Annotated in this window: 19 protein-coding genes and 1 pseudogene; 9 read left to right on the forward strand and 11 right to left on the reverse strand. The window is 73.3% G+C overall.

Annotated features, from left to right (window positions below):
• Positions 1-250: 250 nt before the first annotated feature.
• Positions 251-1,669 carry a HEAT repeat domain-containing protein gene (locus KUM32_RS07675; RefSeq protein ID WP_217141041.1) on the reverse strand — a complete coding sequence of 473 codons (1,419 nt, stop codon included), beginning with the start codon at positions 1,667-1,669 and terminating at the stop codon, positions 251-253.
• A 345-nt stretch (positions 1,670-2,014) separates the two neighbouring features.
• Entirely contained in the window at positions 2,015-2,407 is a 393-nt protein-coding gene (locus KUM32_RS07680; protein WP_217141042.1) for an ankyrin repeat domain-containing protein, read from the reverse strand.
• 311 nt (positions 2,408-2,718) lie between these two features.
• Between KUM32_RS07680 and KUM32_RS07685 the strand changes: the two genes are divergently transcribed.
• Together KUM32_RS07685 and KUM32_RS07690 are read left to right on the forward strand one after the other, a co-directional pair.
• Entirely contained in the window at positions 2,719-2,913 is a 195-nt protein-coding gene (locus KUM32_RS07685; protein ID WP_217141043.1) for a hypothetical protein, read from the forward strand.
• A 53-nt stretch (positions 2,914-2,966) separates the two neighbouring features.
• Complete coding sequence (locus KUM32_RS07690; protein WP_217141044.1) at positions 2,967-4,691, forward strand: hypothetical protein; 1,725 nt, start codon at positions 2,967-2,969, stop codon at positions 4,689-4,691.
• A 179-nt stretch (positions 4,692-4,870) separates the two neighbouring features.
• Here the strand turns inward: KUM32_RS07690 and KUM32_RS07695 are convergent, their stop codons facing one another.
• The gene (locus KUM32_RS07695) at positions 4,871-6,370 is read right to left on the reverse strand and encodes a PLP-dependent aminotransferase family protein (RefSeq protein WP_217141045.1); all 1,500 of its coding nucleotides are present in this window, start codon (positions 6,368-6,370) and stop codon (positions 4,871-4,873) included.
• Positions 6,371-6,475: 105 nt separating this feature from the next.
• Here KUM32_RS07695 and KUM32_RS07700 point away from each other — a divergent pair, with 105 nt between their 5' ends.
• The 4 genes from KUM32_RS07700 (at position 6,476) to KUM32_RS07715 (ending at position 9,979) form a co-directional block, all read left to right on the forward strand.
• Entirely contained in the window at positions 6,476-7,132 is a 657-nt protein-coding gene (locus tag KUM32_RS07700; RefSeq protein ID WP_217141046.1) for a YitT family protein, read from the forward strand.
• On the forward strand, positions 7,129-7,896 hold the full coding sequence (locus KUM32_RS07705; protein WP_217141047.1) for a glycerophosphodiester phosphodiesterase: 768 nt from the start codon (positions 7,129-7,131) through the stop codon (positions 7,894-7,896). Before KUM32_RS07700 ends, KUM32_RS07705 begins: the two co-directional genes overlap by 4 nt.
• Positions 7,897-7,980: 84 nt before the next feature.
• Complete coding sequence (locus tag KUM32_RS07710) at positions 7,981-9,327, forward strand: MFS transporter (protein ID WP_217141048.1); 1,347 nt, start codon at positions 7,981-7,983, stop codon at positions 9,325-9,327.
• Between the two features lie 277 nt (positions 9,328-9,604).
• Positions 9,605-9,979, forward strand: coding sequence for an RNA polymerase-binding protein RbpA (locus tag KUM32_RS07715; protein WP_003977404.1), 375 nt, complete (start codon positions 9,605-9,607; stop codon positions 9,977-9,979).
• A gap of 94 nt (positions 9,980-10,073) precedes the next feature.
• Here the strand turns inward: KUM32_RS07715 and fxsA are convergent, their stop codons facing one another.
• The 4 genes and pseudogenes from fxsA to KUM32_RS07735 all read right to left on the reverse strand — a co-directional run bounded on the left by fxsA (position 10,074) and on the right by KUM32_RS07735 (position 14,367).
• Positions 10,074-10,646 (reverse strand): FxsA family membrane protein, encoded by a 573-nt coding sequence (gene fxsA, locus KUM32_RS07720; protein ID WP_217141049.1) that lies wholly within the window; start codon positions 10,644-10,646, stop codon positions 10,074-10,076.
• A 260-nt stretch (positions 10,647-10,906) separates the two neighbouring features.
• A pseudogene (locus KUM32_RS07725) lies at positions 10,907-11,702 on the reverse strand (polyprenol monophosphomannose synthase); the annotation flags it as partial.
• A 524-nt stretch (positions 11,703-12,226) separates the two neighbouring features.
• Complete coding sequence (locus KUM32_RS07730; RefSeq protein WP_217141050.1) at positions 12,227-13,831, reverse strand: amidohydrolase; 1,605 nt, start codon at positions 13,829-13,831, stop codon at positions 12,227-12,229.
• A 95-nt stretch (positions 13,832-13,926) separates the two neighbouring features.
• Positions 13,927-14,367: an Lrp/AsnC family transcriptional regulator gene (locus tag KUM32_RS07735; protein ID WP_217141140.1), complete on the reverse strand. Its 441-nt coding sequence runs from the start codon at positions 14,365-14,367 to the stop codon at positions 13,927-13,929.
• Positions 14,368-14,634: 267 nt separating this feature from the next.
• On the opposite strand from KUM32_RS07735, the gene KUM32_RS07740 reads away from it, so the two are divergent.
• Positions 14,635-15,072, forward strand: a complete 438-nt coding sequence (locus KUM32_RS07740) for a hypothetical protein (RefSeq protein ID WP_217141051.1) — start codon at positions 14,635-14,637, stop codon at positions 15,070-15,072.
• Between the two features lie 270 nt (positions 15,073-15,342).
• Positions 15,343-15,624, forward strand: coding sequence for a hypothetical protein (locus KUM32_RS43325; RefSeq protein ID WP_254405179.1), 282 nt, complete (start codon positions 15,343-15,345; stop codon positions 15,622-15,624).
• On the opposite strand, the gene KUM32_RS07745 is transcribed toward KUM32_RS43325, so the two are convergent.
• From KUM32_RS07745 to KUM32_RS07760, 4 genes are all read right to left on the reverse strand, one after another.
• On the reverse strand, positions 15,587-16,759 hold the full coding sequence (locus KUM32_RS07745; protein ID WP_217141141.1) for an acyl-CoA dehydrogenase family protein: 1,173 nt from the start codon (positions 16,757-16,759) through the stop codon (positions 15,587-15,589). The genes KUM32_RS43325 and KUM32_RS07745 overlap by 38 nt on opposite strands.
• A 320-nt stretch (positions 16,760-17,079) precedes the next feature.
• Positions 17,080-17,739: a TetR/AcrR family transcriptional regulator gene (locus KUM32_RS07750; RefSeq protein ID WP_217141052.1), complete on the reverse strand. Its 660-nt coding sequence runs from the start codon at positions 17,737-17,739 to the stop codon at positions 17,080-17,082.
• Between the two features lie 81 nt (positions 17,740-17,820).
• Positions 17,821-17,961: an SCO1431 family membrane protein gene (locus tag KUM32_RS07755; protein WP_217141053.1), complete on the reverse strand. Its 141-nt coding sequence runs from the start codon at positions 17,959-17,961 to the stop codon at positions 17,821-17,823.
• A gap of 144 nt (positions 17,962-18,105) precedes the next feature.
• Positions 18,106-19,479: a peptidase C39 family protein gene (locus tag KUM32_RS07760; RefSeq protein ID WP_217141054.1), complete on the reverse strand. Its 1,374-nt coding sequence runs from the start codon at positions 19,477-19,479 to the stop codon at positions 18,106-18,108.
• A gap of 219 nt (positions 19,480-19,698) precedes the next feature.
• Between KUM32_RS07760 and KUM32_RS07765 the strand changes: the two genes are divergently transcribed.
• Entirely contained in the window at positions 19,699-20,319 is a 621-nt protein-coding gene (locus tag KUM32_RS07765) for a uridine kinase (RefSeq protein WP_217141142.1), read from the forward strand.
• Positions 20,320-20,739: the final 420 nt, after the last annotated feature.

The following is a 20,739-nucleotide window of genomic DNA, read 5'->3' on the forward strand; positions in this document are numbered from 1 at the left end:
CCGGGGGTGGGGGACGGAGGTCTCCGCCTCGGCGAGCTGGGTGGCGGGCGACGCGGCCCGCCCGTGCCACCCGCGCCGGAGGGGCCCCGGCCGACGAGTCCGCCGGAGGACGCGAGCCGGACGCCCCTCGGGGAACGGCGTACGCGGGCCAGGAACGCCTCCACCGCCGCGTCCCGGCCGAAGCGCTCCGCACGCTCCCCGGGCGCACGCTCCCCGGGCGCACGCTCCCCGGGCAGCCGTCTCCGCCCTCTCACACGGCGGGCGCGTCCGGTCCGAAGCGGCTGCGTACGGCCGTCTGGACCTCGTCCTCCTCGGCGGGATCGGCGGCGAGCCTGCGCAGCCGTTCGACGACGCGGTTGTCGCCGGTCTCGGCATGGCGGGCGGCGATTTCCCGGGTGGTCTCCTCGCAGTCCCAGAGGCACTCGATGGCGAACCCGGCGGCGAACGACGGGTCGGTGGCGGCCAGCGCGCGGGCGGCCCGACCGCGCAGGTGGGAGGAGGCGGTCTCGCGGTAGACGTGGCGCAGAACGGGTGCGGCACAGGCGATGCCGAGCCGTCCGGTGCCGTCGACGAGGGTCCAGAGGGTCGGCGCGTCGGGGCCTTCGCCGCGCACCGCCTCCCGCAGCGCGGCGAGGACGAGGTCGCGGTCCCGGGCTCCCCCCCGGCAGGCGAGTACACGCCCGGCGGCGGCGCCCAGGGCGTCGGGCCGGTGCACCCAGCCGCGCGCCCGGTCGACGGCGGCGAGACCGCGCATGCGCTCGAAGGCGGCGACGGCGGCCTCCACGACCGGTGCCGAGCCGGTGGTCACGGCACCCTCGATCAGGTCGAGGGCGTCCGGATCGTCGCCGTCGGCGAGATACCGCAGTGCGGTGCAGCGGGCGCCCTCGCCGCCGGACCGCGCGGCCTCGACGATCTCGGACCGGTCCTCGGGGCCGGCGACGGCCATGAGGCACCGGGCGGCCGGCACGTGGAGCGCGGTGCCGCGTTCGACACCCTGCTCGGCCCATTCGAACACGGCCCGCACGCTCCAGCCGGGGCGCGGTCCGGGGGGGCTCATCTGCCGTTGCCAGCGGTCGAAGCAGCCCGTCTCCTGGGCGGTACGCACGCGCGTGGCGATCGATTCGCGCGGATCGTCGGCCCACAGGCGCCAGGGGCGTGGTTCGAAGGCGTCGCGCACGGCGACGGCCAGCTCCGCGTCGCCCTCGGCGTCACGCGGGAAGCGCGCCAGTACGGGCGCCGCGAGGGCCCGCAGGCCGGCGTCGTCGTCGCGCAGCGCCAGCTCGTCCAGGGCCCACGCCCAGTTGACCCCGTGGGCCGCGTACCTGCGCAGCAGTTCGAGCGCGTCCAGCCTGCCGTACGAGGCGAGGTGGCCGAGGACCGCGAGGGCCAGCCCGGTCCGTGACTCGTCGGAGTCGAGGACGTCCTCGGGGTCGAAGAGGTGCGCCTCGATCGCGTCCAGCTCACCGTCGAGGTCGAGGTAGAGGCGGGCGTAGTAGAGGGAGCGGTTCTCCACCTGCCAGTCGTGGCGGGGATCGTGCAGCACACAGTGGTTCAGTGCCGCGAGCGCTTCGGCGCGCGGGGCGGTGAGCGCGTGCAGCGTGCCGTCGCCGCGACCCCGCTGGAGCAGGCCGAGCAGCGTACCGCTGGGCGCTATGACCGGATCGAACATGGGAAACAGCCTCACATCAAGCGTCGACGCAACCGGGGAACACGCGTTACCTGGCCGTGTGCCCGCACGTCGGATCGCCCGCCGTCTCTTGCTTGCTGAAGACCATTTCCTCTGCCTCTCGTCGGTGGCCCTTGCGGACCGGTGTCACGGCCCGCGCGGTGCGGCAACATCTGCCCAGCCATCACGTCCGTGAACCACGTCGTCATGATGACCCGGCGGTCACATCTGCCGCGACCGAAATTTCGGCGGCCCTGTACCGCCTCCCCCGTGTTCAGTGTTTTCCCTGGTCAGAAAGTATGGCGCGAGTCCGGAGCAGCCTCGTGGCGGATCCGGGTCCACGCCCGGTCACCGCACGCCGAACAGCTCCAGCAGCTCCGTCCGGGCGAACATCCGCGCCGTGTCGACGGCCGACGGGGTTCCGGCCAACGGGTCGGCTCCGGCTTCGAGGAGAGCCTTGGTCACTTCCGTCTCACCCTTGAAGGCGGCGCCGGCGAGCGGGGTCTGACCCCGGTCGTTGACGCGGTCGGCCTCGGCGCCCCTGGACAGCAGCGCGCGCACCGCGTCGGCGTGGCCGTGGTAGGCGGCGAGCATGACGAGGGAGTCGCCGCGGTCGTTGGTGAGGTTGGCCGGAACGCCGGCGTCCACGTACGCCACCAGTTCCTCGGTCCGCCCCTGCCGGGCCAGATCGAAGATCCTGGTCGCCAGCTCCACGACCTCGGGGTCGGGGGCTTCACTCATCGGCCGGACCGCCTCTCACTACGAACGTACGAACGTGGGGGACTGCGTGCGCGCACGGGCGCGAGCGGTGCGGCCGTGCGAGTGAATCGCCAGGGTACTGGCTCGCGCGGCATGTGAGCCGATGTGCCCGAGGTAAAGATCGGCACAGGCCCGGCCGGGCGCAACAGCCCTGATCAACCGGTCCGACGACCACTCCGCCACCTGAGGCAATCCGGGGGACTTTCCCCCATTTGCACCTTTTATCGTATGGATACATCCTGTGAGCCTGGAAGCACTCATGGTGACTGTCCCGCGAACCAGGAGAAAATCACATGGTCCTCTCGATGTCAGGCGTGGTCCTGCTGGGCTTCGTCGTCTTCATCTTCTTCCGCAAGGACGGCCTCAAGGGCAGCCACGCGCTGATCGCCGTCCTGTTCGGGTTCTACCTCTCGAGTACGGCCGTCGCACCGAGCATCAAGGCCGGCGGCGAGAGCCTGGCGGGCCTGCTCGGGGGAATCAGCTTCTGACGGTCCGCCTCCCCACCCGACGTCCGCACGCACGCACTTCCAAGGAGGCAGCAGTGGCCCGGCGGCCCCTCCCCCGCATTCTGAGCAACGGCGGCGCGCAGCTCGCCCGGAGCCGGGAGCTGGCCCGGACGGCGGCCGACAGCGCCACCGACGTCCTCCAGCCGCTGATCACGATCGCCCGCGGTCTGGGCCGGCTGGCCGGGGCCGGGCGGCGCAGGTGGACCGGGACCCCCCAGGACCGACGCGGTGCACTGCTGTTCCTGGTGGCCTCGGTGATCCTGGTCGTGGCGCTGGTGCCGTACGGACCACTGCTCGCCGGCATCGCCCTGATGGCGGCGGCGGCCTGGCAGGGCAGGGACCGCACTCCGCCGGTGCCCGAGGGCCCCGACGACGCGCAGACCAAGCGCCTGCAGTCGCTCTACGAGGCCCTGGTCCCGTACTTCACGCTCGCCGAGGATCCCGAGCCCCTGTACGCCCACGGCGGCACGTGGGAGAAGGCGTTCCCGGCCTACGAGTTCGACGACACCGGCCGCTTCGCCCATCTGGTGGTCCGCTACCCCGCGTATTTCACCGACGGGGAGGCCGAGTCCCGGGCCCGGATCGAGCACCTGCTCGCCGCGAAGTCGGGCCGGGGCCGTGAGTACCACTTCAGCTGGGACGAGGAGGCCAACCACCTCACCGTCGACGTACTGGCGGCGCTGCCCACCGACATCGCCGCTCAGCGCTTCGTCACGGCGCCGGGCGAAACCGTCCTCGGCTTCACCGACCCGACCGGGGCCCAGCGCACCCTCCCGCTCACCCACGGCGAGGAGCGGCGGGACGTGCCGCCGGTCGTCTGGCGTACGGGCATCCGCTCGACCGAGCCCCACCTGCTGGTCCTGGGGCAGCCCGGCGCCGGCACGTCCACGCTGCTGCGCTCGGTCGCCCTTCAGGCGCTGCGCCACGGCGACCTGCTGATCGTCGACGGCGGCGGCACCGGCGAGTACGCCTGCCTGACCGGCCGGGACGGCGTCCTGGCCGTCGAGTGCGGCCTCACCGGAGCACTGACCAGCCTCGAGTGGGCCTCCCACGAGACGGAACGCCGGCTGATCTCCGTCAACCGGGCCCGCCAGGAGGGCCGCCCCGCGCCCGACGACACCAGGCGGCCGCTGTGGATCTTCCTGGACCGGCCCAGCGCGTTCGCGCACCTGGCCGCCGCGGACGGCCGCACGGACCCGCAGTCCCTGCTCCAGGTCCCGCTGCGGCACGGCCGCGCGGCCCACGTGACGGTCGTGGTCGCCGACCAGCTGGACGCCCTGGACAGCCTCGGCGACGCCGTACGGCAGCACACGCGCGCGCGTGTCGTGCTAGGCCCGGCCACGGTGGACGAGCTGACGGCCGTGCTGGGCGCTCCCCCGCGCACCACTCCCGTCGACCAGGTCCCGCCCGGCCGGGGCTACGCCCGCCTGGGCACGGGTCCGGTGCACCGTCTGCAGGTGCCGGCCACGCCGGACCCTTACGACGACGCGACCAGCGACGCCCACCGGCAGGCGGTCCTCGACCTGCTTCCGCCGCGCACGACGCCCGCGGACGGTGAGCGGGCGCCGGTTCCCGTGGAGGCGGGGTCGGAGACGATCTCCACGAAGAACTCCACGGAGAAGAAGGCCGCACCGGCCGGGGCCGAGCCGGGGACGGCCGGGCCGGACCCCGGGCCGGCACCGTTCGTGGTGGAGGCGGCGCCGGCCTCCTCGGCCCCGGAACCGGTCCCGGCCAAGGCGGTCGCGGCCGAGACCTCCTGACGAACACCGGGCGGGGTCACCACCCCCGCCCGCCCACTACGCCTCCGCCGCCTCCCCTCCCCTCCTGAGGGGCTCGCCTCCCACCGGCCGGGCACGGCAACCCCTGGTGGGGCGAGTCACCGCCCCGCGCCCCGGACGGACGCCCCGGACGGACAGGCCGCCGCCCCGCCCCCACGCCGCTAGGCCACGAAGGTCCGCGGCGCCTCGCTCCCCCCGACGCCCCCGTTCTCCACCAGCCGGGCCGCCGCGGCCAGACGTACCGCCGCCTCCTCCGCCACCGCGCCGCCCACGGTGAACGGCAGCCGGACGTACCCCTCGAAGGCCCCGTCCACCCCGAAGCGCGGGCCGGACGGGACCCGCACGCCCACGCGCTCCCCCGCCTCCGCCAGCCGGGAACCGGAAAGGCCGCCCGTGCGCACCCACAGGGTGAGCCCGCCCCGCGGCACCTCGAACTCCCACGCGGGCAGCTCCCGCCGCACGGCGGCCACCAACTCGTCCCGGTTCTGCCGGGCCTGCTCGCGCCGCACCCGGACCGCCTGCTCCCAGCCACCGGTGGTGAACAGCCAGTTGACGGCCAGCTGCTCCAGTACGGGGGTCCCGAGGTCGGCGTACGCGCGCGCGGCGACCAGGCTGCGGATCACGTCGGGCGCGGCGCGGACCCACCCGATGCGCATCCCCGCCCAGAAGGCCTTGCTGGCGGAACCGACGGTGACGACCGTCGATCCGGCCGGGTCGAAGGCGCACACGGGGCGCGGCATCTCGACCTCGTCCTCCAGCCACAGCTCGTTCATCGTCTCGTCGGCCACGAGCACCGTCCCCGCCGACCGGGCCGCGTCCACCAGCCGGCGCCGCTGGTCCTCGTCGGCCAGCGCGCCGGTGGGGTTGTGGAAGTCGGCGACGACGTAGGCGATGCGGGGAGCGGCCTCGCGCAGTACCTGGCGCCAGCGGTCCACGTCCCAGCCGGTCAGCCCTTCGGCCATCGCGACGGGGACCAGCCGCGCCCCGGCCTCACGCATCAGCTGGAGGATGTTGGCGTACGAGGGCGACTCCACGGCGATCCGCTCGCCGCGCCCCCCGAAGAGGTGGCAGATGGCGTCGATCGCGCCCATCGCCCCCGTGGTCACCATGATCTGCTCGGGCATGGTCGGGATCCCGCGCGCGGTGTAGCGCTCGGCGATCACGGCTCGCAGGGCGTGCAGCCCGGCCGGGTAGTCGCCGTGCGTGTGCGCGTAGGGGGGAAGCTCCTCCAGGGCGCCCTGCACGGCCCGGGTGAGCCAGGGTTCGGGCGCGGGCAGCGCGGCGCAGCCGAGGTCGATCACCGAGCCGAGGGCCTCGGGCGGCAGCGGCTCCAGGCCGCGCGCCGGCAAGGGGTTCCCGGCCGGTACGGCGGTCCAGCTGCCCGCGCCGCGCCGGGACTCCAGGAAGCCCTCGGTGCGCAGGGCCTCGTAGGCGGCGGCGACCGTGGTGCGGCTGACGGTCAGGGCGAGGGCCAGCTCGCGTTCGGCGGGCAGCCGGGCGGCGACCGGCACGCGCCCTTCGAGCACCAGCAGCCGGATGCCGTCGGCCAGTGCGCGGTAGGCGGGCGGGCGGCGGGTGCCGGGCCCGGCGGGGCGGTCCTGCTGGGAGCCGAGCAGCCGGGCGAGCTGCCCCGCCCCCACGGCCGAGGTCCACTGCGCCATGGAAATCAGTCCACCTTCCCCAGATTGGCCATGGTTGGCCCTCCTTCTCGTGCCACAGGGTGTCACGCATCAGGCCACTACCACCACAGGGGGCAGGACGTGTCCATGAAATCCGGTCAGCGGCATCTCCCACGCCGGCTGACCCAGCTCTACGGGGGGCTCGTGCTGTACGGCGCGAGTTCGGCGCTGCTGGTCAGGTCGGGACTCGGCCTGGAACCGTGGAACGTCCTGCACCAGGGGCTCGCGGAGCGCACGGGCCTGTCGATGGGCGTGGTGCTGACGATCGTGGGCGCGGCGGTGCTGCTGCTGTGGATCCCGTTGCGCCAGCGGCCGGGGCTCGGCACGGTCTCCAACGTGCTGGTGATCGGCGCCGCGATGGACGCGACGCTGGCCGTGGTGCCCGACGCCCACGGCTGGACGCTGCGGATCGGCATGACGGTGGCGGGGATCGTCCTGAACGGCGCGGCGACCGGTCTGTACATCGCGGCGCGGTTCGGTCCGGGCCCGCGCGACGGCCTGATGACCGGGCTGAACCGGCGCACGGGGCTGTCGGTGCGCCTGGTGCGCACGGCCGTCGAGATCACCGTGGTCGCCACCGGCTTCGCCCTCGGCGGCACGGTCGGCGTCGGCACCCTGCTGTACGCCGTGTCGATCGGTCCGCTCGCCCAGGTGTTCCTGCGCGTGTTCGCCGTCCCCTCGGCGTCCGCCGTCAGCACGGTGGTTGCTGCCGGTCAACCCCGGGGAGCGATACTGCGTCGGTGAGCACCGCGATACGCCACCCCTATCTGGACCACCCCGGCCCGATCGCCTTCGCCCACCGGGGCGGGGCGGCGGACGGCCTGGAGAACACCCTGCGACAGTTCCGGCGCGCGGTCGAGGCGGGCTACCGGTACATCGAGACGGACGTGCACGCCACACGGGACGGGAAGCTGGTCGCCTTCCACGACGCGACCCTGGACCGGGTGACGGACGGGGCCGGGCGGATCGCCGACCTGCCCTGGGAAAGGGTGCGGCACGCGCGCGTGGCGGGCGAGGAGCCGGTGCCGCTCCTCGAGGAGCTCCTGGAGACCTTCCCCGATGTGCGCTGGAACATCGACGTGAAGGCGGAGCCGGCGCTGCTTCCCCTCCTGGAGCTGATCGAGCGGACGAACAGCTGGGACCGGATCTGCGTCGGCTCGTTCTCCGAGGCACGCGTGGTCCGCGCCCAGCGGCTGGCCGGCCCGCGTCTGGCCACGTCGTACGGCACCCGGGGCGTCCTCAGCCTGCGGCTGCGGTCCTGGGGCATCCCGGCCGCGCTGCGCCGTTCGGCGGTGGCCGCGCAGGTGCCCGAGGCCCAGTCGGGCATCCAGGTGGTGGACCACCGCTTCCTGCGCACCGCCCACGCGCGCGGGCTCCAGGTCCACGTCTGGACGATCAACGATCCCGCCCGCATGCACCGGCTCCTGGACCTGGGGGTGGATGGCATCATGACCGATCACATCGACACACTGCGCACGGTCATGGAGGACCGCGGCGTCTGGGTCTGAGACCGTCCGGGGCTGTCCGAGACCGTCCGGGGCCCTCGGCCGAACCCCGGGACGTCGCGCGTGCACGGGGAAGCGAGGGCACGGGTGGGCACCGACACCCTGGGGACGGACACGACCGACGGGGCCGACGGCCGGCGGCGTGAACAGCGCGGCTGGTACTTCTACGACTGGGCGTGCTCGGTCTACTCGACGAGCGTGCTCACGGTGTTCCTGGGGCCCTATCTGACGTCGGTCGCCGAGTCGGCGGCGGACGCGGACGGATACGTGCACCCGCTGGGCATACCGGTGCGCGCCGGGTCCTTCTTCGCGTACTCGGTCTCCCTGTCGGTGATCGTGGCGGTGCTGGTCATGCCCCTGGTGGGGGCCGCCGCCGACCGAACGGGCCGCAAGAAACCGCTGCTGGCCGCCGCCGCCTACACCGGGGCGGCGGCCACGACCGGCATGTTCCTCCTCGGCGGCGACCGCTACCTGCTGGGCGGCCTGCTCCTGATCGTGGCCAACGCCGCGCAATCCGTGGCGATGATGCTCTGCAACTCCTACCTGCCCCAGATCGCCCCGCCCGAGGAGCGCGACGCGGTCTCCTCCCGCGGCTGGGCCTTCGGATACGCGGCCGGGTCGCTGGTCCTGGTCGCGAACCTGGTCCTCTACACCGCCCACGACTCCTTCGGGCTGACCGAGAGCGCGGCGGTCCGCGTCTGCCTGGCGTCGGCCGGCCTGTGGTGGGGTGCCTTCGCCCTCATCCCGCTGCGGAGGCTGCGCGACCGTCGCACTCCCGCGCGGGAGGCGGCCGTGCCCGGGTTCCGGCAGCTCGCGGCGACCGTCCGCGACATGCGCCGCCGCCCGCTGACGCTGGCCTTCCTGCTGGCGTACCTCGTCTACAACGACGGCATCCAGACGGTGATCTCCCAGGCCTCGGTCTACGGCTCCGAGGAGCTGGGCCTGGGCCAGTCGACGCTGATCGTGGCCGTCCTGCTGGTCCAGGTGCTGGCGGTGGCCGGCGCGCTGGCGCTGGGCCGGCTGGCGCGGACGTACGGGGCGAAGCGCACGATCCTCGGATCGCTGGTCGCCTGGACCGTCACCCTCGGGGCCGGGTACTTCCTGCCGGCCGGGGCGCCGGGGTGGTTCTTCGCGCTGGCCGCCGGGATCGGGCTCGTCCTGGGCGGCAGCCAGGCCCTGTCCCGCTCCCTGTTCTCGCACCTGGTCCCGCCCGGCAAGGAGGCCGAGTACTTCTCGGCGTACGAACTCAGCGACCGCGGCATGAGCTGGCTCGGTCCGCTGCTCTTCGGGCTCACCTACCAGCTGACCGGGAGCTACCGGGACGCGATCATCTCCCTGGTGGCGTTCTTCGTCATCGGTTTCGCGCTGCTCGCACGGGTACCGGTACGGCGTGCGATCCGCGACGCCGGAAATCCGGTACCCGAAAGGATTTAGCACTCGGCGCGAAAGGGCTGTAGTGTACGCGTTTGGCCTGCCAGGCGTACCGTTACTGCGCGTCAAAGGTGCCGAATCGCTATGCCACATCTGCTAGCAGAGGTGACAAACCGGACGTCGGCGGGTACTGCACTGGTTGCAAGGCTGCGGCTGCGACGGCGACGCAGGGCCCGGATCGGGAGTCGGGACGGGAATCTTTACCGCCGCCCGGACGTTGACCGGATGACGACGACAGCGACACCTGTCCTGTGGGCGACAAGCCCGGGAGGCACGATTCATGAGTGAGCGAGCTCTTCGCGGCACGCGCCTCGTGGTGACCAGCTACGAGACGGACCGCGGCATCGACCTGGCCCCGCGCCAGGCCGTGGAGTACGCATGCGAGAAGGGGCATCGATTCGAGATGCCCTTCTCGGTCGAGGCGGAGATCCCGCCGGAGTGGGAGTGCAAGGTCTGCGGGGCCCAGGCACTCCTGGTGGATGGCGACGGCCCTGAGGAGAAGAAGGCCAAGCCCGCGCGTACGCACTGGGACATGCTGATGGAGCGGCGCACCCGCGAGGAACTCGAAGAGGTCCTCGAGGAGCGGCTGGCCGTTCTGCGCTCCGGCGCGATGAACATCGCGGTGCATCCGCGAGACAGTCGCAAGAGTGCGTAGCGGGAAACCGTAAGCAGCACGACCGAACACCGCGGGTGCCGTACGTGACCTTCACGTACGGCACCCGCGGTTTTTCGCTGCCTACCGAGCCGGGTCAGCGCGTCAGCGGGGGGCGGGGTTCCTGGGGGGCGTCGTCCTGCTCGTCCCGTATGACCTCTCCCTGGACGACCTTGCCGTCCGGGCGGTGCATACGGGCCTGGCGGAAGGCGTCGCCCAGGGTGCCCGGGCCGGCCTCACGGAGCTTGCGCTCCACCGTCCGCTCCGCGTAGCGGCTCACGGCCTTCTGCACCGGGGGGAGCAGCATGAGCAGGCCCAGCGCGTCCGAGATCAGGCCGGGGAGCATGAGGAGCAGCCCGCCCAGCATCATCAGGCCGTTGCCCTCGCTGTTCGGACGGGCCTCGGGCGGCACACCGGCCTGCTGCTGTTGCAGTGTCCCGGTGAGGTTCCGGAAGGCCCGGCGGCCGGCCCGCTTGATCACCACGGAGCCGAGGACGATGCCCGCCACCAGCAGCAGGAAGACCACGAACCCGTTGGACGCCCCCGCGACAACGGTCAGCAGCCAGATCTCCAGCACGAGCCAGGCGGCGATGCCCAGCGGCAGGAACGTGCGCAGCCGTGAGCGCGGGGGCCGGGCGGAGGACCTGGGGGTCTGGGCGCCAGTCGTCATGCTCCCAGTGTGCCTGGCCCCGGCTCAGCGCGGGATAAGGGGTGATCAGGCGTTCTTGTCGGACGTCCGGACCGACTCGTCGGCGGCCCCACCGGTCGCCTCCGTCGGCTCGTCCGCCTTCTTCGCCGCCTCACCCGACTCCACGGCCGCCCCGGCGGGCTTCTCCGCAGCCCCGGCCGGCTCCACGGCCGCCCCGGCCGACTTCTCCGCCGCCCCGGCCGACTTCTCCGTCGGCCGGGCTGCCGGGCCGCCGGTCGCCCTGCCGTGCTGCCTGTCGCGGCCCAGGACCTTGCCGACCCGCTCCCCCACACCCCACGTGGTGACCCGCCACAGCGCCTCGACGAGGATGTCGCGGCTCATCTTGGAGTCCCCGAGTTCACGCTCGACGAACGTGATCGGGACCTCGACGACGTGGTACCCGGCCTTGATCGCCCGGCGGGCGAGGTCGACCTGGAAGCAGTAGCCCTGGGAGGCGACGTCGTCCAGGCCGAGCCCCTCCAGCGTCTCCCGGCGGAAGGCGCGGTAGCCGCCGGTGATGTCGCGCAGCGGCAGATCGAGGGCGATGCGCGAGTACATGCTGCCGCCGCGGGAGATGAACTCGCGGGACTTGGGCCAGTTCACCACCCGGCCGCCGGGCACCCAGCGGGAGCCGAGCACCAGGTCGGCACCCTTGAGGGCGGTCAGCAGGCGGGGCAGTTCCTCGGGCTGGTGGGAGCCGTCGGCGTCCATCTCGATCAGCACGCCGTAGCCGTGCTCCAGGCCCCAGCGGAAGCCCGCGAGGTAGGCGGCGCCCAGGCCCTCCTTGCCCTTGCGGTGCAGGACGTGGACGTGCTCGTCCTCGGCGACCAGTTCGTCGGCGAGCTTGCCGGTGCCGTCGGGGCTGTTGTCGTCGGCCACGAGAACGTGCGCCTCGGGCACCGCCTCGCGCACGCGCGCGACGATCGTCTTGATGTTCTCCGCCTCGTTGTAGGTCGGAATGATCACCAAGGCCGTGCCCAGGGGGCCGAACCGCCTCCCCTGCCCCGCTACCGCGGGCGTCCCGTCGCCGTCGTTCACCGCTGCCCCTTCGTGTCCGTACTCAGGGGACCACCATAATGGCCACGGCCTGCGATGACGTGACAGGACGTTCGTATGGTGGTGTCCTTTCCACAAGACCGGGGTATGGATGCCTGTTTAGGACCGTTCCGCGGCGGATGGGGGCCCGGCGCCCTTCGGGCCGACCAGGGACCCGCTGGCTGCGGGTCGACCGAAAGCCGTTGTCTACTGAGCGCCCGGGCCCCACCCGGGTCACACCTCCCGACCGGCCGGAATGTTCCCTCGTCACGCGCGAACGCTGAGCCTGGCTCCCAGTGGCGGTGCCCCGGTGCGGCACACCGCCCCTGACCCAGCGGCGCCGCGACGCGTGCGCGGAAGATTCCCCGGTCGGGCGTCCGGTGGTGGACTCCGCCGAACCTACCGGCCCCCCGCCGCCGCCTGTCAACACTCGTTCGACCTGCGACGTCTGTGCCAACGCCCAGGTCAGCGCTGAGGCCGCCCAGGTCGTGCACGGGAGAAGATCATCGCCCCGTCGGGCGTGGAGATCACTCGCCCGGCCCTACGTGGACCGTCCGGCCGCCCACCACCGTACGCAGGCAGACGGGCAGGTCCCGGCCCGGGGTCAGGTCGGGCAGGCCGGGGGTGCCGGAGCGGGGGTCGGTGGACCAGCGCGCGACCCGGTCGTCCGGCGCCTGGACCACCAGTTCGCCGGTACGCCATACGGCGTAGTCCGCGGGCGCGCCCGGCACCAGGACGCCCGCGTCGTCGCGTCCGATCGCCCGCCAGCCGCCGCGCGTGTGCGCCGTGAACGCGGCGCGGACGGAGACGCGGTGCTCCGGGGTGCGGTGGAAGGCGGCGGCCCGGACGGTGCCCCACGGGTCGAGGGGCGTGACCGGGCTGTCGGAGCCGAAGGCGAGCGGGACACCGGCGCGCAGCAGGGCCGCGAAGGGGTTGAGGGTGCGCGCCCGCTCGACGCCCAGGCGCTGGGCGTACATGCCGTCCTCGCCGCCCCACAGCGCGTCGAAGGCGGGCTGGACGGAGGCGGTCAGGCCCAGCTCGGCGAAGGCGGCGACGGTCTCTGGGGTGAGCATCTCCGCGTGCTCGACGCGGTGCCGGGCGGCGCGGACACGGGCGAGGCCGAGCTTGTCGGCGGCGGCCCGCACGCCCTCCACGACGGCGGTCACGGCGGCGTCCCCGATGGCGTGGAAGCCCGCCTGGAGACCGGCCTCCGTGCAGGCGACCACGTGGGCGGCGACCGCGGCGGCGTCCAGGTGGGCGACGCCGGTGTGGCCGGCGTCGGCGTACGGCTGGTGCAGGCAGGCGGTGTGCGAACCGAGGGCGCCGTCGACGAAGAGGTCGCCGGCGGCGCCGATCGCGCCCAGTTCCCTCGCCTTGTCGACATCCTGCTCGGCCCAGTAGCCGATCACGCGCGGCGTGCCCCCCTCGGCCGCCAGGCGGAGCAGCCCGGTGAGGTCGTCCTCGGAGGAGATCTCCGGGCCTGCGCATTCGTGAACGGTGCCGATGCCCAGGGAGGCCGCGTGGGCGAGGGCGGCGCGCTGGGCCTCGGCGCGCTGGGCGGGGGTGACGGCCCCGAGGGCGGCGGCGCGCACGGCGTGGTGGGCGTCGGCGGTGAGCGGGCCGTCCACGCGGCCGGCGTCACCGGGGACCATGTCGAGCAGTGCGGTGGTGACGACGGCCGAGTGGACGTCGATGCGGCTGAGGTAGAGGGGGCGGCCGCCGGTGGCCTCGTCCAGCTCGGCGCGCGTCGGGGGGAGGCCGTCGGGCCAGCGCGAGGCGTCCCAGCCGTGGCCGAGCAGGACGTGGTCGTCCGGGCGGGCCGCGGCGAAGTCGCGCACCAGGGCGAGGGCCGCCTCGCGGGTGGGGGCACCGGTCAGGTCGAGGCCGGTGAGGGCGAGGCCCGTGGAGGTGGTGTGCACATGTGCGTCGGTGAACGCGGGGGTGACGAGGGCGCCGTCCAGGTCGACCACCTCGTCCACGCCGTCCGCGAAGGCGTCCGCGGCGCCCTCCGAACCGACCCAGGCGACCTGGCCGCGTTCGACGACCATCGCCGTCGCGAAGGGGTCGGCGGGACTGTGGACCTCGCCGCGGCGCAGCAGGACGGTCGTGGACGGTGTGGTGGACTCGCTCATGGACACCAGTCTCGCCCCTCACGCGCACCGCCCGGCACGCGGGGCGGCGCGGGGCTCCAGGCGGCGGCCGACGGCGCGGGCTCCCCGGCCGTCGGTCAGATCCGCGGCGGCCGGGACTCGTACGGCGTCGACAGGACCACGGTGGTCCGTGTCGACACCCCGGCGAGGGAACGCACCCGGGCGAGGAGCTCCTCCAGCTCGTGCGGGGTGGACACACGTACCTTGAGGATGTAGTTCTCGTCACCCGCCACGCTGTGACAGGCCTCGATCTCCGGGACGCCGGCCAGGCGGTCCGCGATGTCGTCGGGGGCGCTGGGGTCGAACGGTTTCACCGAGATGAAGGCGGTCATGGGCAGCCCGACGGCCTCGGGGTCGACGACCGCGGCGTAGCCGCGGATGACACCGCGCTGTTCCAGCCGCCGCACCCGCTGGTGCACGGCCGACGTGGACAGGCCCGTGGCCTTGCCCAGGTCTGTGTAGCTCATCCGCCCGTCCTTGACGAGCAGCTGCACGATCCGTCGGTCCAGCTCCTCCATGGCGCAAGAACCTACAGTGCGGTTGATCTCCTCGGATACCAGAGCGGCCCGGGTCATGCCCGCTTCGTGACGTGACGGGGAGACGGCCGGCGACCGAGCGGGGACAAAACCGCCGGACGGGGCACCCGCGAGGGCCGTGTGATGAATACCACACCCCTCGAACAGTCTCCGTGATGTTCTCGTGATTACCCCGGAGGGGGGACGGGAAGTGCTTGCTGTGGTCGAGGCCGCAGTGCCGTCACGGCCCAGCCCGAGGGGGAGAATCCCATGCAGAGTCTTCAGCGCCCTGGTCGTACCGCGTCCAAGCGGCAGCAGCCGGTCGTCGAGCCCGTATCGGAGGGCGTCGAACCCGACGCCTACGACGACGAGGAACTCGACGCCTACGACACCTTCGAGATGTACCGGGTGATCTGCCCGGACTGTGCCCAGCCCATCGCCCTGCTGGCGGACGAGGCGGTACTGCCGGAGCACGCGCTGTGCGCCTCGCCGTGGGACCCGTTCGGGCTCACGGTCTGCGCCGGCACCGGCCGCCGGGCCACCGACGCCCGCCCCGCGGACGAGACGTTCCAGCCCCACGAGCAGGACACCGCCCTGCTGTTGACGCTCCCGCGGGGCCTCGACTGGCGGACCCAGCCCTTCTCCCACGTCGGCGGCCCGGGCTCGCGCCCGATGCGCGTGCCGGCGATGCGGCGCCAGGCGGCCTAGTCTTCGCCCGGCCTTCCCGCCCGACCGGACGGGCTGTGAGCTCCACCGCGCCGTCCGGGAGGGTCGTCGCCCCACTCCGTTCACCCACCGCGCCACGGCCCGCAGCCGCCGTGGCGCGGATCGGCGTGCCCGGAGCGGGACCGGACGGGCGCGGGTCTGACGGCGGGCGAGGCCCCCTGCGGCAACGGTGGCTCGGCGCCGGACGCCCGTGAACACACGCTCGATTCGGCGGACCGGTGACCCGTCCGCGCCTCGCCGCGTTGCCAGGGCATGACCGTCACGTACTCGGCGACCGGGCCTCGGCACCGCGTGTTCGTCCCGGTGCCCCCCGGAGCGGTTGCGCCCGCTCCGCAGCTCCCCGACCCGCCGATCTACCGTGAGTTGATGCGGACGTGGGCCGACCGCGGCCGCACCCTGCCGGGGCGCCACGACCCGGAGTGGGTCAGGCTCGCGGCGCCCCCGCGCGGAAACGGGGACCACGTCGCCGCCGGCGACTCCCGTGTCACCGGCGACTTCAGTGTTCCTCGGGACCCGCGAGGTGACGGGCGATGACCATCCGCTGGATCTGGTTGGTGCCCTCGACGATCTGCAGCACCTTGGCCTCGCGCATGTACCGCTCGGCCGGGAAGTCCGCGGTGTAGCCATAGCCGCCGAGGACCTGCACGGCGTCGGTGGTGACCCGCATCGTCGTGTCGGTGCAGAGCAGCTTGGCCATGGCGGCCTGCTTGGCGAACGGCAGCCCGGCGTCGCGCAGCCGCGCGGCCGACAGGTACAGCGCGCGGCCGGCCTCGATCTGGGTCGCCATGTCGGCGAGCAGGAAGCGCAGCCCCTGGAAGTCCGCGATCGGCTTGCCGAACTGCCGACGCTGCGCCGCGTAGGACACCGCCTCGTCCAGTGCCGCCTGGGCCACGCCGATCGCGCAGGCCGCGATGCCGAGCCGCCCGGAGTCGAGTGCGGACAGGGCGATCGCGAAGCCCTGCCCCTCCTCGCCGAGGCGCCGCGCGTCGCGGACCCGTACGCCGTCGAGGTGGACCTGCGCCGTGGGCGAGCCCTTGAGGCCCATCTTCTTCTCCGGCACCGCCGCGCTCAGCCCTTCGGCGTCACCGGGGACCAGGAAGGCGGTGATCCCGCGAGGGCCCTCCTCCCCCGTGCGCGCCATGACGGTGTAGAAGTCGGCGATGCCTCCGTGCGTGATCCACGCCTTGGTACCCGTGATCACCCAGTCCTCGCCGTCGCGCACCGCCTTGGTGCGCAGGGAGGCGGCGTCGGAGCCGGAGGCGGGTTCGGAGAGGCAGTAGGCGCCGAGCATGCCGCCGCCGAGCATCGCGGGCAGGTGTTCGACCTGCTGTTCCTTGGTGCCGAAGGTGGCGAGGGCGTAGGAGGCGAGCGTGTGCACGCTGACACCGAGGCCGACGGTGAGCCGGGCCGCGGCGAGCTCTTCCAGGACCTGGAGGTAGACCTCGTACGGCTGCTCCCCGCCGCCGTACTCGGCGTCGTAGGGCAGACCGAGCAGGCCGGAGTCGGAGAGCAGGGTGAAGACCTCGCGCGGGAAGCGTCCGGCGTCCTCCTCCTCGGCCGCGTTCGGGGCGATCTCGCGCTGCGCGATGTCGCGGACGAGCGAGATCAGATCCCGGGCCTCGTCCGTGGGCAGTTGCCGGTCCACCGGCTGCGGGGCGCGGTCGGGCATGGCGACGCTCTCCTCCCTGTCGGGCATGGCGACGGAGGTGCGCCTTGGGTGGAGGCGGTTCCGCCGGGTCTCTCGGGCCTGGCCGATGCTCGCACCCCCGGGTCACGGAAGCGGCTGACCAGCGGCTGTGCGCTGTGAGTATGCCCGATCGGAGGCATGGAGTCACCAGTTAACGACCGCTTACTTCTGGACGTTGGCGCGGACCGCTCCGGCCGGGGGAACGGCCGCGCTCGGCACCGGCCGGGCCCGGTGTCCCCGGGGGCTCTCCAGGGGTCCCCGGGGGGGCACGTCACCGGCCCCGCGTCCGTCGGACGGGTGCCTCAGGTGTCCCGGCGGGCGGGGGCCGGGGCCGGGTAGGAGGGGTCCAGTTCCTCGATGGCGCGCAGGGTGCCGCCGAGTGTCCTCACCAGCAGGTCGCGCATGGCCGCGCGGGGCGGTCCGGGGCGGCCGATCCAGTCCAGGGTGGCGCCCTCGACGCCGCACATCCAGGAGAGCAGGCCCATGCGGGCCAGCGGTCCGATGTCGGAACGGCCGTACGCCCCTTCGGCGATGGTGACGACGATCGCCTCGCGCACCCCGTCCCGGACGGCGTGCACCTCGGCGTCGAAGCCGACGCCGCCGCTGACGATCGTGCGGTAGGCGGCCTGGTTGTGCTCGGCGTAGCGCAGATAGCCGTCGATGGTGCGGTGGACGCGGTCCACCTGCGGCAGTTCGGTGCCGCCCGCGGCGGTGGTGACCAGGCCGGCCACGGAGTCCTGGATGATCGCCAGGTAGTAGCCCCGCTTGGACTGGAAGTAGTAGTAGATCAGCCCCTTGGCGACGTGCGCCTGGCGGGCGATGTCGTCCATCGAGAGCGCGTCGTACGACGTGTCGGCGAACAGCCTCCGCCCGATGGCGATGAGTTCGGCGCGGCGTGCCAGCGAACGCTCCGTGCCGCGCGCCCGGGGACGGGCGGCGGCACGTTGTTGACTGATAGTCAATTCGACCCCGGTCTCCTACGGGCGGCGGGACCTTCGCAGTATGGCAGGCCGGACCGTGGGACAGGTCACACGAAGGCCGCGTCAGAGCAGGCCGAGCTGGACCACGAGCATCGCGACGACCACGACGAGGGTCCAGCCCATGACGTGCTCGAGGATCTGAGGGCCGTCGTCCTTGGGGCCGCCGGTGCGGACACGGGCGGCGGCGGTGCTGTGTGCGGTCATGGCTGCTCGCTGATCTCGGTGCTCGGTGGGCTCCCCCTGGACTCTGTCCACCTTGCCACCGCAGGCGGCTTTTGCGGCGGAGACGTTGGTCACAAGCGGCCCCCGGCGGTGGTCCGGTGCCGGGGGCCGTGGTCGGGGTGGGGGTCAGCGCACGCCCACCGCCGCGAGCGCCTGGCGCTGGCCCGGACTCGGGTGGGCCGGGAAGTACAGGTAGCAGACGCCGCCGGTGCCGGAGACGACCTTGCCACTGGCGTTGTACCGCTTGGTCCGGAGCCAGATGTTCTCCCACTCGCGCCGCTTGTAGACGCGGCGCACGGACTCGTTGTCGTCCGAGGCCGGGTCGTTGGCGATCACGTCGCCGGCGGCGGTGAAGCCGACCACGGCCATCAGGTGACCCGAGGTGCCGTAACCGGCCCCGGTCAGCTCCTTCTCCAGGAAGGACTGGGACGTGATGGCCGGGATGCCGGCCGCGATCAGCGTCTCCAGGTCGGTGAGGGAGCCGAGGCGGGTGACCACCCCCTGGAGGCCCTCGAAGGTGGCCGCGTAGGCGGCGTTGAAGGGCCAGTTGCCACAGCCGGCGTACTGGTGGTCGTAGGTGTGCCGGGCCGCGTGGCAGACCTGCGGGTCGGCGTAGGAGGGGTCGACCCAGGCCAGCTGCTCCTCGCTCAGCCGGCCGCCCCAGTACTCGATGACCATCTGCGAGGACGTGGGGCTGCACCAGGCCTCGCCGCCGTTGTCGTACTCGGGGTACTGGCCCTTGTGGATCTCCTGCGAGTAGCGGGGGACGCGCAGCTCCCGGGCCGGGCCCGGTGTGGAGGCCGGGACCGTGAAGCGGTCGGGAACGTCGGAGCCCATGGCGCCGAGCCGCCAGACGGTGGGGGTGGTCCGGACACCGGGACGGCGGTAGAGGGTGAGCCTGAGCCGGTAGGAGACCAGGCGCAGGCCCGTGGCGGCGTCGTCGACGGCGAGGGTGTCGGTCCAGACGCTGCTCTTGCCGTCGCCCTGGCCATCGACCGAGGTCCGCCTGATGTCCTGGTCGCCCGCAGCCCAGCGGCCCAGCACGTACCAGGGCGTGTCCGTGCCGTCGGAGTAGGTGCCCTTGAGCTCCACCTGGAGCCAGGTCCCGTTCGGGGTGTGCGCGTTCCAGGAACCGATCACCTCGGTCGCGGGCACGGCGAGCCGGTGGACCGGCGAGGTCCAGGTCGCGTACTCCCAGGCGGCGGTCCTCCCGGTGTGCGGGTCGGTGTAGTCGGTGGTGCCGGCCGGGGCGCCGATCACGACACCGGGCCGGACGCCCGCGACGGGGCGGGCTCCTCGCACGCTCCCGCCCCGCCAGTCCGCGTACGTGGTCCAGGCGCGGTAGTCCACCTGCCGGGCGGCGGCACGGTCCAGGTCCGCGGTGCCGGTGCCCGCGCCGGGCGCGGCTTCCGCGGTGGCGGAGACCGCGCTGCCCGCCACGGCGGCGGCGACCGCGGCGGCCAGGACGGTTCTGCGGGACGGCTGTTCGGCTCTGCTCATGGGCGGAAGACCCCCAGGTGTCCGAGTCGGGGCGGGTCGGTCGGGGCGGATCCGTTGCACGGTCGTGCGCCCACTATGGCCGCGGGCGCCCGCTCCTGCCAGCACTTCCGCGCACGCCACGCCACGAATATTGGTGTCGACCAGTGGCACGGGGGATGAAGGGCGGCCATTAGAGTGCGGGGCGAACACGACCGTCCCTCGCACCGTCCAGGACCCGCCATCCACGCCCTCGCAGCCCGGCTTTGCCGGCTACCCCCCTCGTGCGGACCCGTGCGCCTCGTCGGCGTCGACGGGCACGCCGGCTCCGGGAAGTCCACGTTCGCCGGACGGCTGGCCGCCGAGCTGGGCGGCGCGCCGGTGCTGCACCTCGACGACCTCGCCAGCCACGACGAGCTGTTCGACTGGACCGGGCGGCTGCTGGGCCAGGTGATCGAGCCCCTGCGGCGCGGCGAGACCGCGCGCTACGCCCCCTACGACTGGCGGGCCCGGTCCTTCGGGGCGCCGCGCCCGCTGCCGCCCGCCCCGGTGGTCCTGATGGAGGGGGTCGGCGCGGGCCGCGCGGCGCTGCGTCCGCATCTGGCCGGGCTGCTCTGGATGGAGCTGCCGCGCGAGGAGGCGTGGGCGCGCGGACGGGCGCGCGACGGAGCGGAACAGCGGGCCTTCTGGGACGGGTGGATCCCGGCGGAGCGCCGGCACTTCGCCCATGACCCCTCGCGCCCCTTCGCGCATCTGCTCGTGCGGCAGCGCGAGCAGGGGTACGAGGTGCTCCCGGGGCCGGCGGGAAGCCCTGGCGGAGCCCTCTTCCTCACGGAGGGTGACGGACCCTCCGCTATGTGTTGAACTCGTGAAGATCGCCGCTCGGCGACTCGCCGGAGTGTCCCAACTCCGCTTGACCCAAGGGCCGTACAGGTCTTACGTTCTCAATGTGCGGCCATTCGGAGCCGCCCGCAGACGCGAAGCCCCCGGTTGTTCCCCCGTGACCGGGGGCTTCGTTCTGCCCTCAGCGCGTTTTCCGGCTGCTCCACGACGCGATCCGCTCACCCTCGGTCACCATTCCGCGAGTGCCCCGTCCGCTCCACCTCACGCGACAGCCTGTCCCGGCACCCTTCGGCGGGAAGAGCGGCGCGGGTACGATGCACCTCGGTGCGACCTACGGGCGGTTGCCGCGCGCACCTTGCAACTCCGGTCCGCGGCAAAGCCGTTGACCGAGCGGCCGGTGGGCGACGGCCCGCCGGCTTACCGACGGGGGCACGGTTCGTG

Source organism: Streptomyces sp. AC627_RSS907 (assembly GCF_019049165.1).

What these genes read in the sequence shown, in the direction of transcription:
- KUM32_RS07675 (WP_217141041.1), bottom strand. Translation starts at nt 1,669, where the DNA reads ATGTTCGATCCGGTCATAGCGCCCAGCGGTACGCTGCTCGGCCTGCTC.
- KUM32_RS07680 (WP_217141042.1), bottom strand. Translation starts at nt 2,407, where the DNA reads ATGAGTGAAGCCCCCGACCCCGAGGTCGTGGAGCTGGCGACCAGGATC.
- KUM32_RS07685 (WP_217141043.1), top strand. Translation starts at nt 2,719, where the DNA reads ATGGTCCTCTCGATGTCAGGCGTGGTCCTGCTGGGCTTCGTCGTCTTC.
- KUM32_RS07695 (WP_217141045.1), bottom strand. Translation starts at nt 6,370, where the DNA reads ATGGCGCAGTGGACCTCGGCCGTGGGGGCGGGGCAGCTCGCCCGGCTG.
- KUM32_RS07700 (WP_217141046.1), top strand. Translation starts at nt 6,476, where the DNA reads ATGAAATCCGGTCAGCGGCATCTCCCACGCCGGCTGACCCAGCTCTAC.
- KUM32_RS07715 (WP_003977404.1), top strand. Translation starts at nt 9,605, where the DNA reads ATGAGTGAGCGAGCTCTTCGCGGCACGCGCCTCGTGGTGACCAGCTAC.
- fxsA (WP_217141049.1), bottom strand. Translation starts at nt 10,646, where the DNA reads ATGACGACTGGCGCCCAGACCCCCAGGTCCTCCGCCCGGCCCCCGCGC.
- KUM32_RS07730 (WP_217141050.1), bottom strand. Translation starts at nt 13,831, where the DNA reads ATGAGCGAGTCCACCACACCGTCCACGACCGTCCTGCTGCGCCGCGGC.
- KUM32_RS07735 (WP_217141140.1), bottom strand. Translation starts at nt 14,367, where the DNA reads ATGGAGGAGCTGGACCGACGGATCGTGCAGCTGCTCGTCAAGGACGGG.
- KUM32_RS07740 (WP_217141051.1), top strand. Translation starts at nt 14,635, where the DNA reads ATGCAGAGTCTTCAGCGCCCTGGTCGTACCGCGTCCAAGCGGCAGCAG.
- KUM32_RS43325 (WP_254405179.1), top strand. Translation starts at nt 15,343, where the DNA reads ATGACCGTCACGTACTCGGCGACCGGGCCTCGGCACCGCGTGTTCGTC.
- KUM32_RS07745 (WP_217141141.1), bottom strand. Translation starts at nt 16,759, where the DNA reads ATGCCCGACCGCGCCCCGCAGCCGGTGGACCGGCAACTGCCCACGGAC.
- KUM32_RS07755 (WP_217141053.1), bottom strand. Translation starts at nt 17,961, where the DNA reads ATGACCGCACACAGCACCGCCGCCGCCCGTGTCCGCACCGGCGGCCCC.
- KUM32_RS07760 (WP_217141054.1), bottom strand. Translation starts at nt 19,479, where the DNA reads ATGAGCAGAGCCGAACAGCCGTCCCGCAGAACCGTCCTGGCCGCCGCG.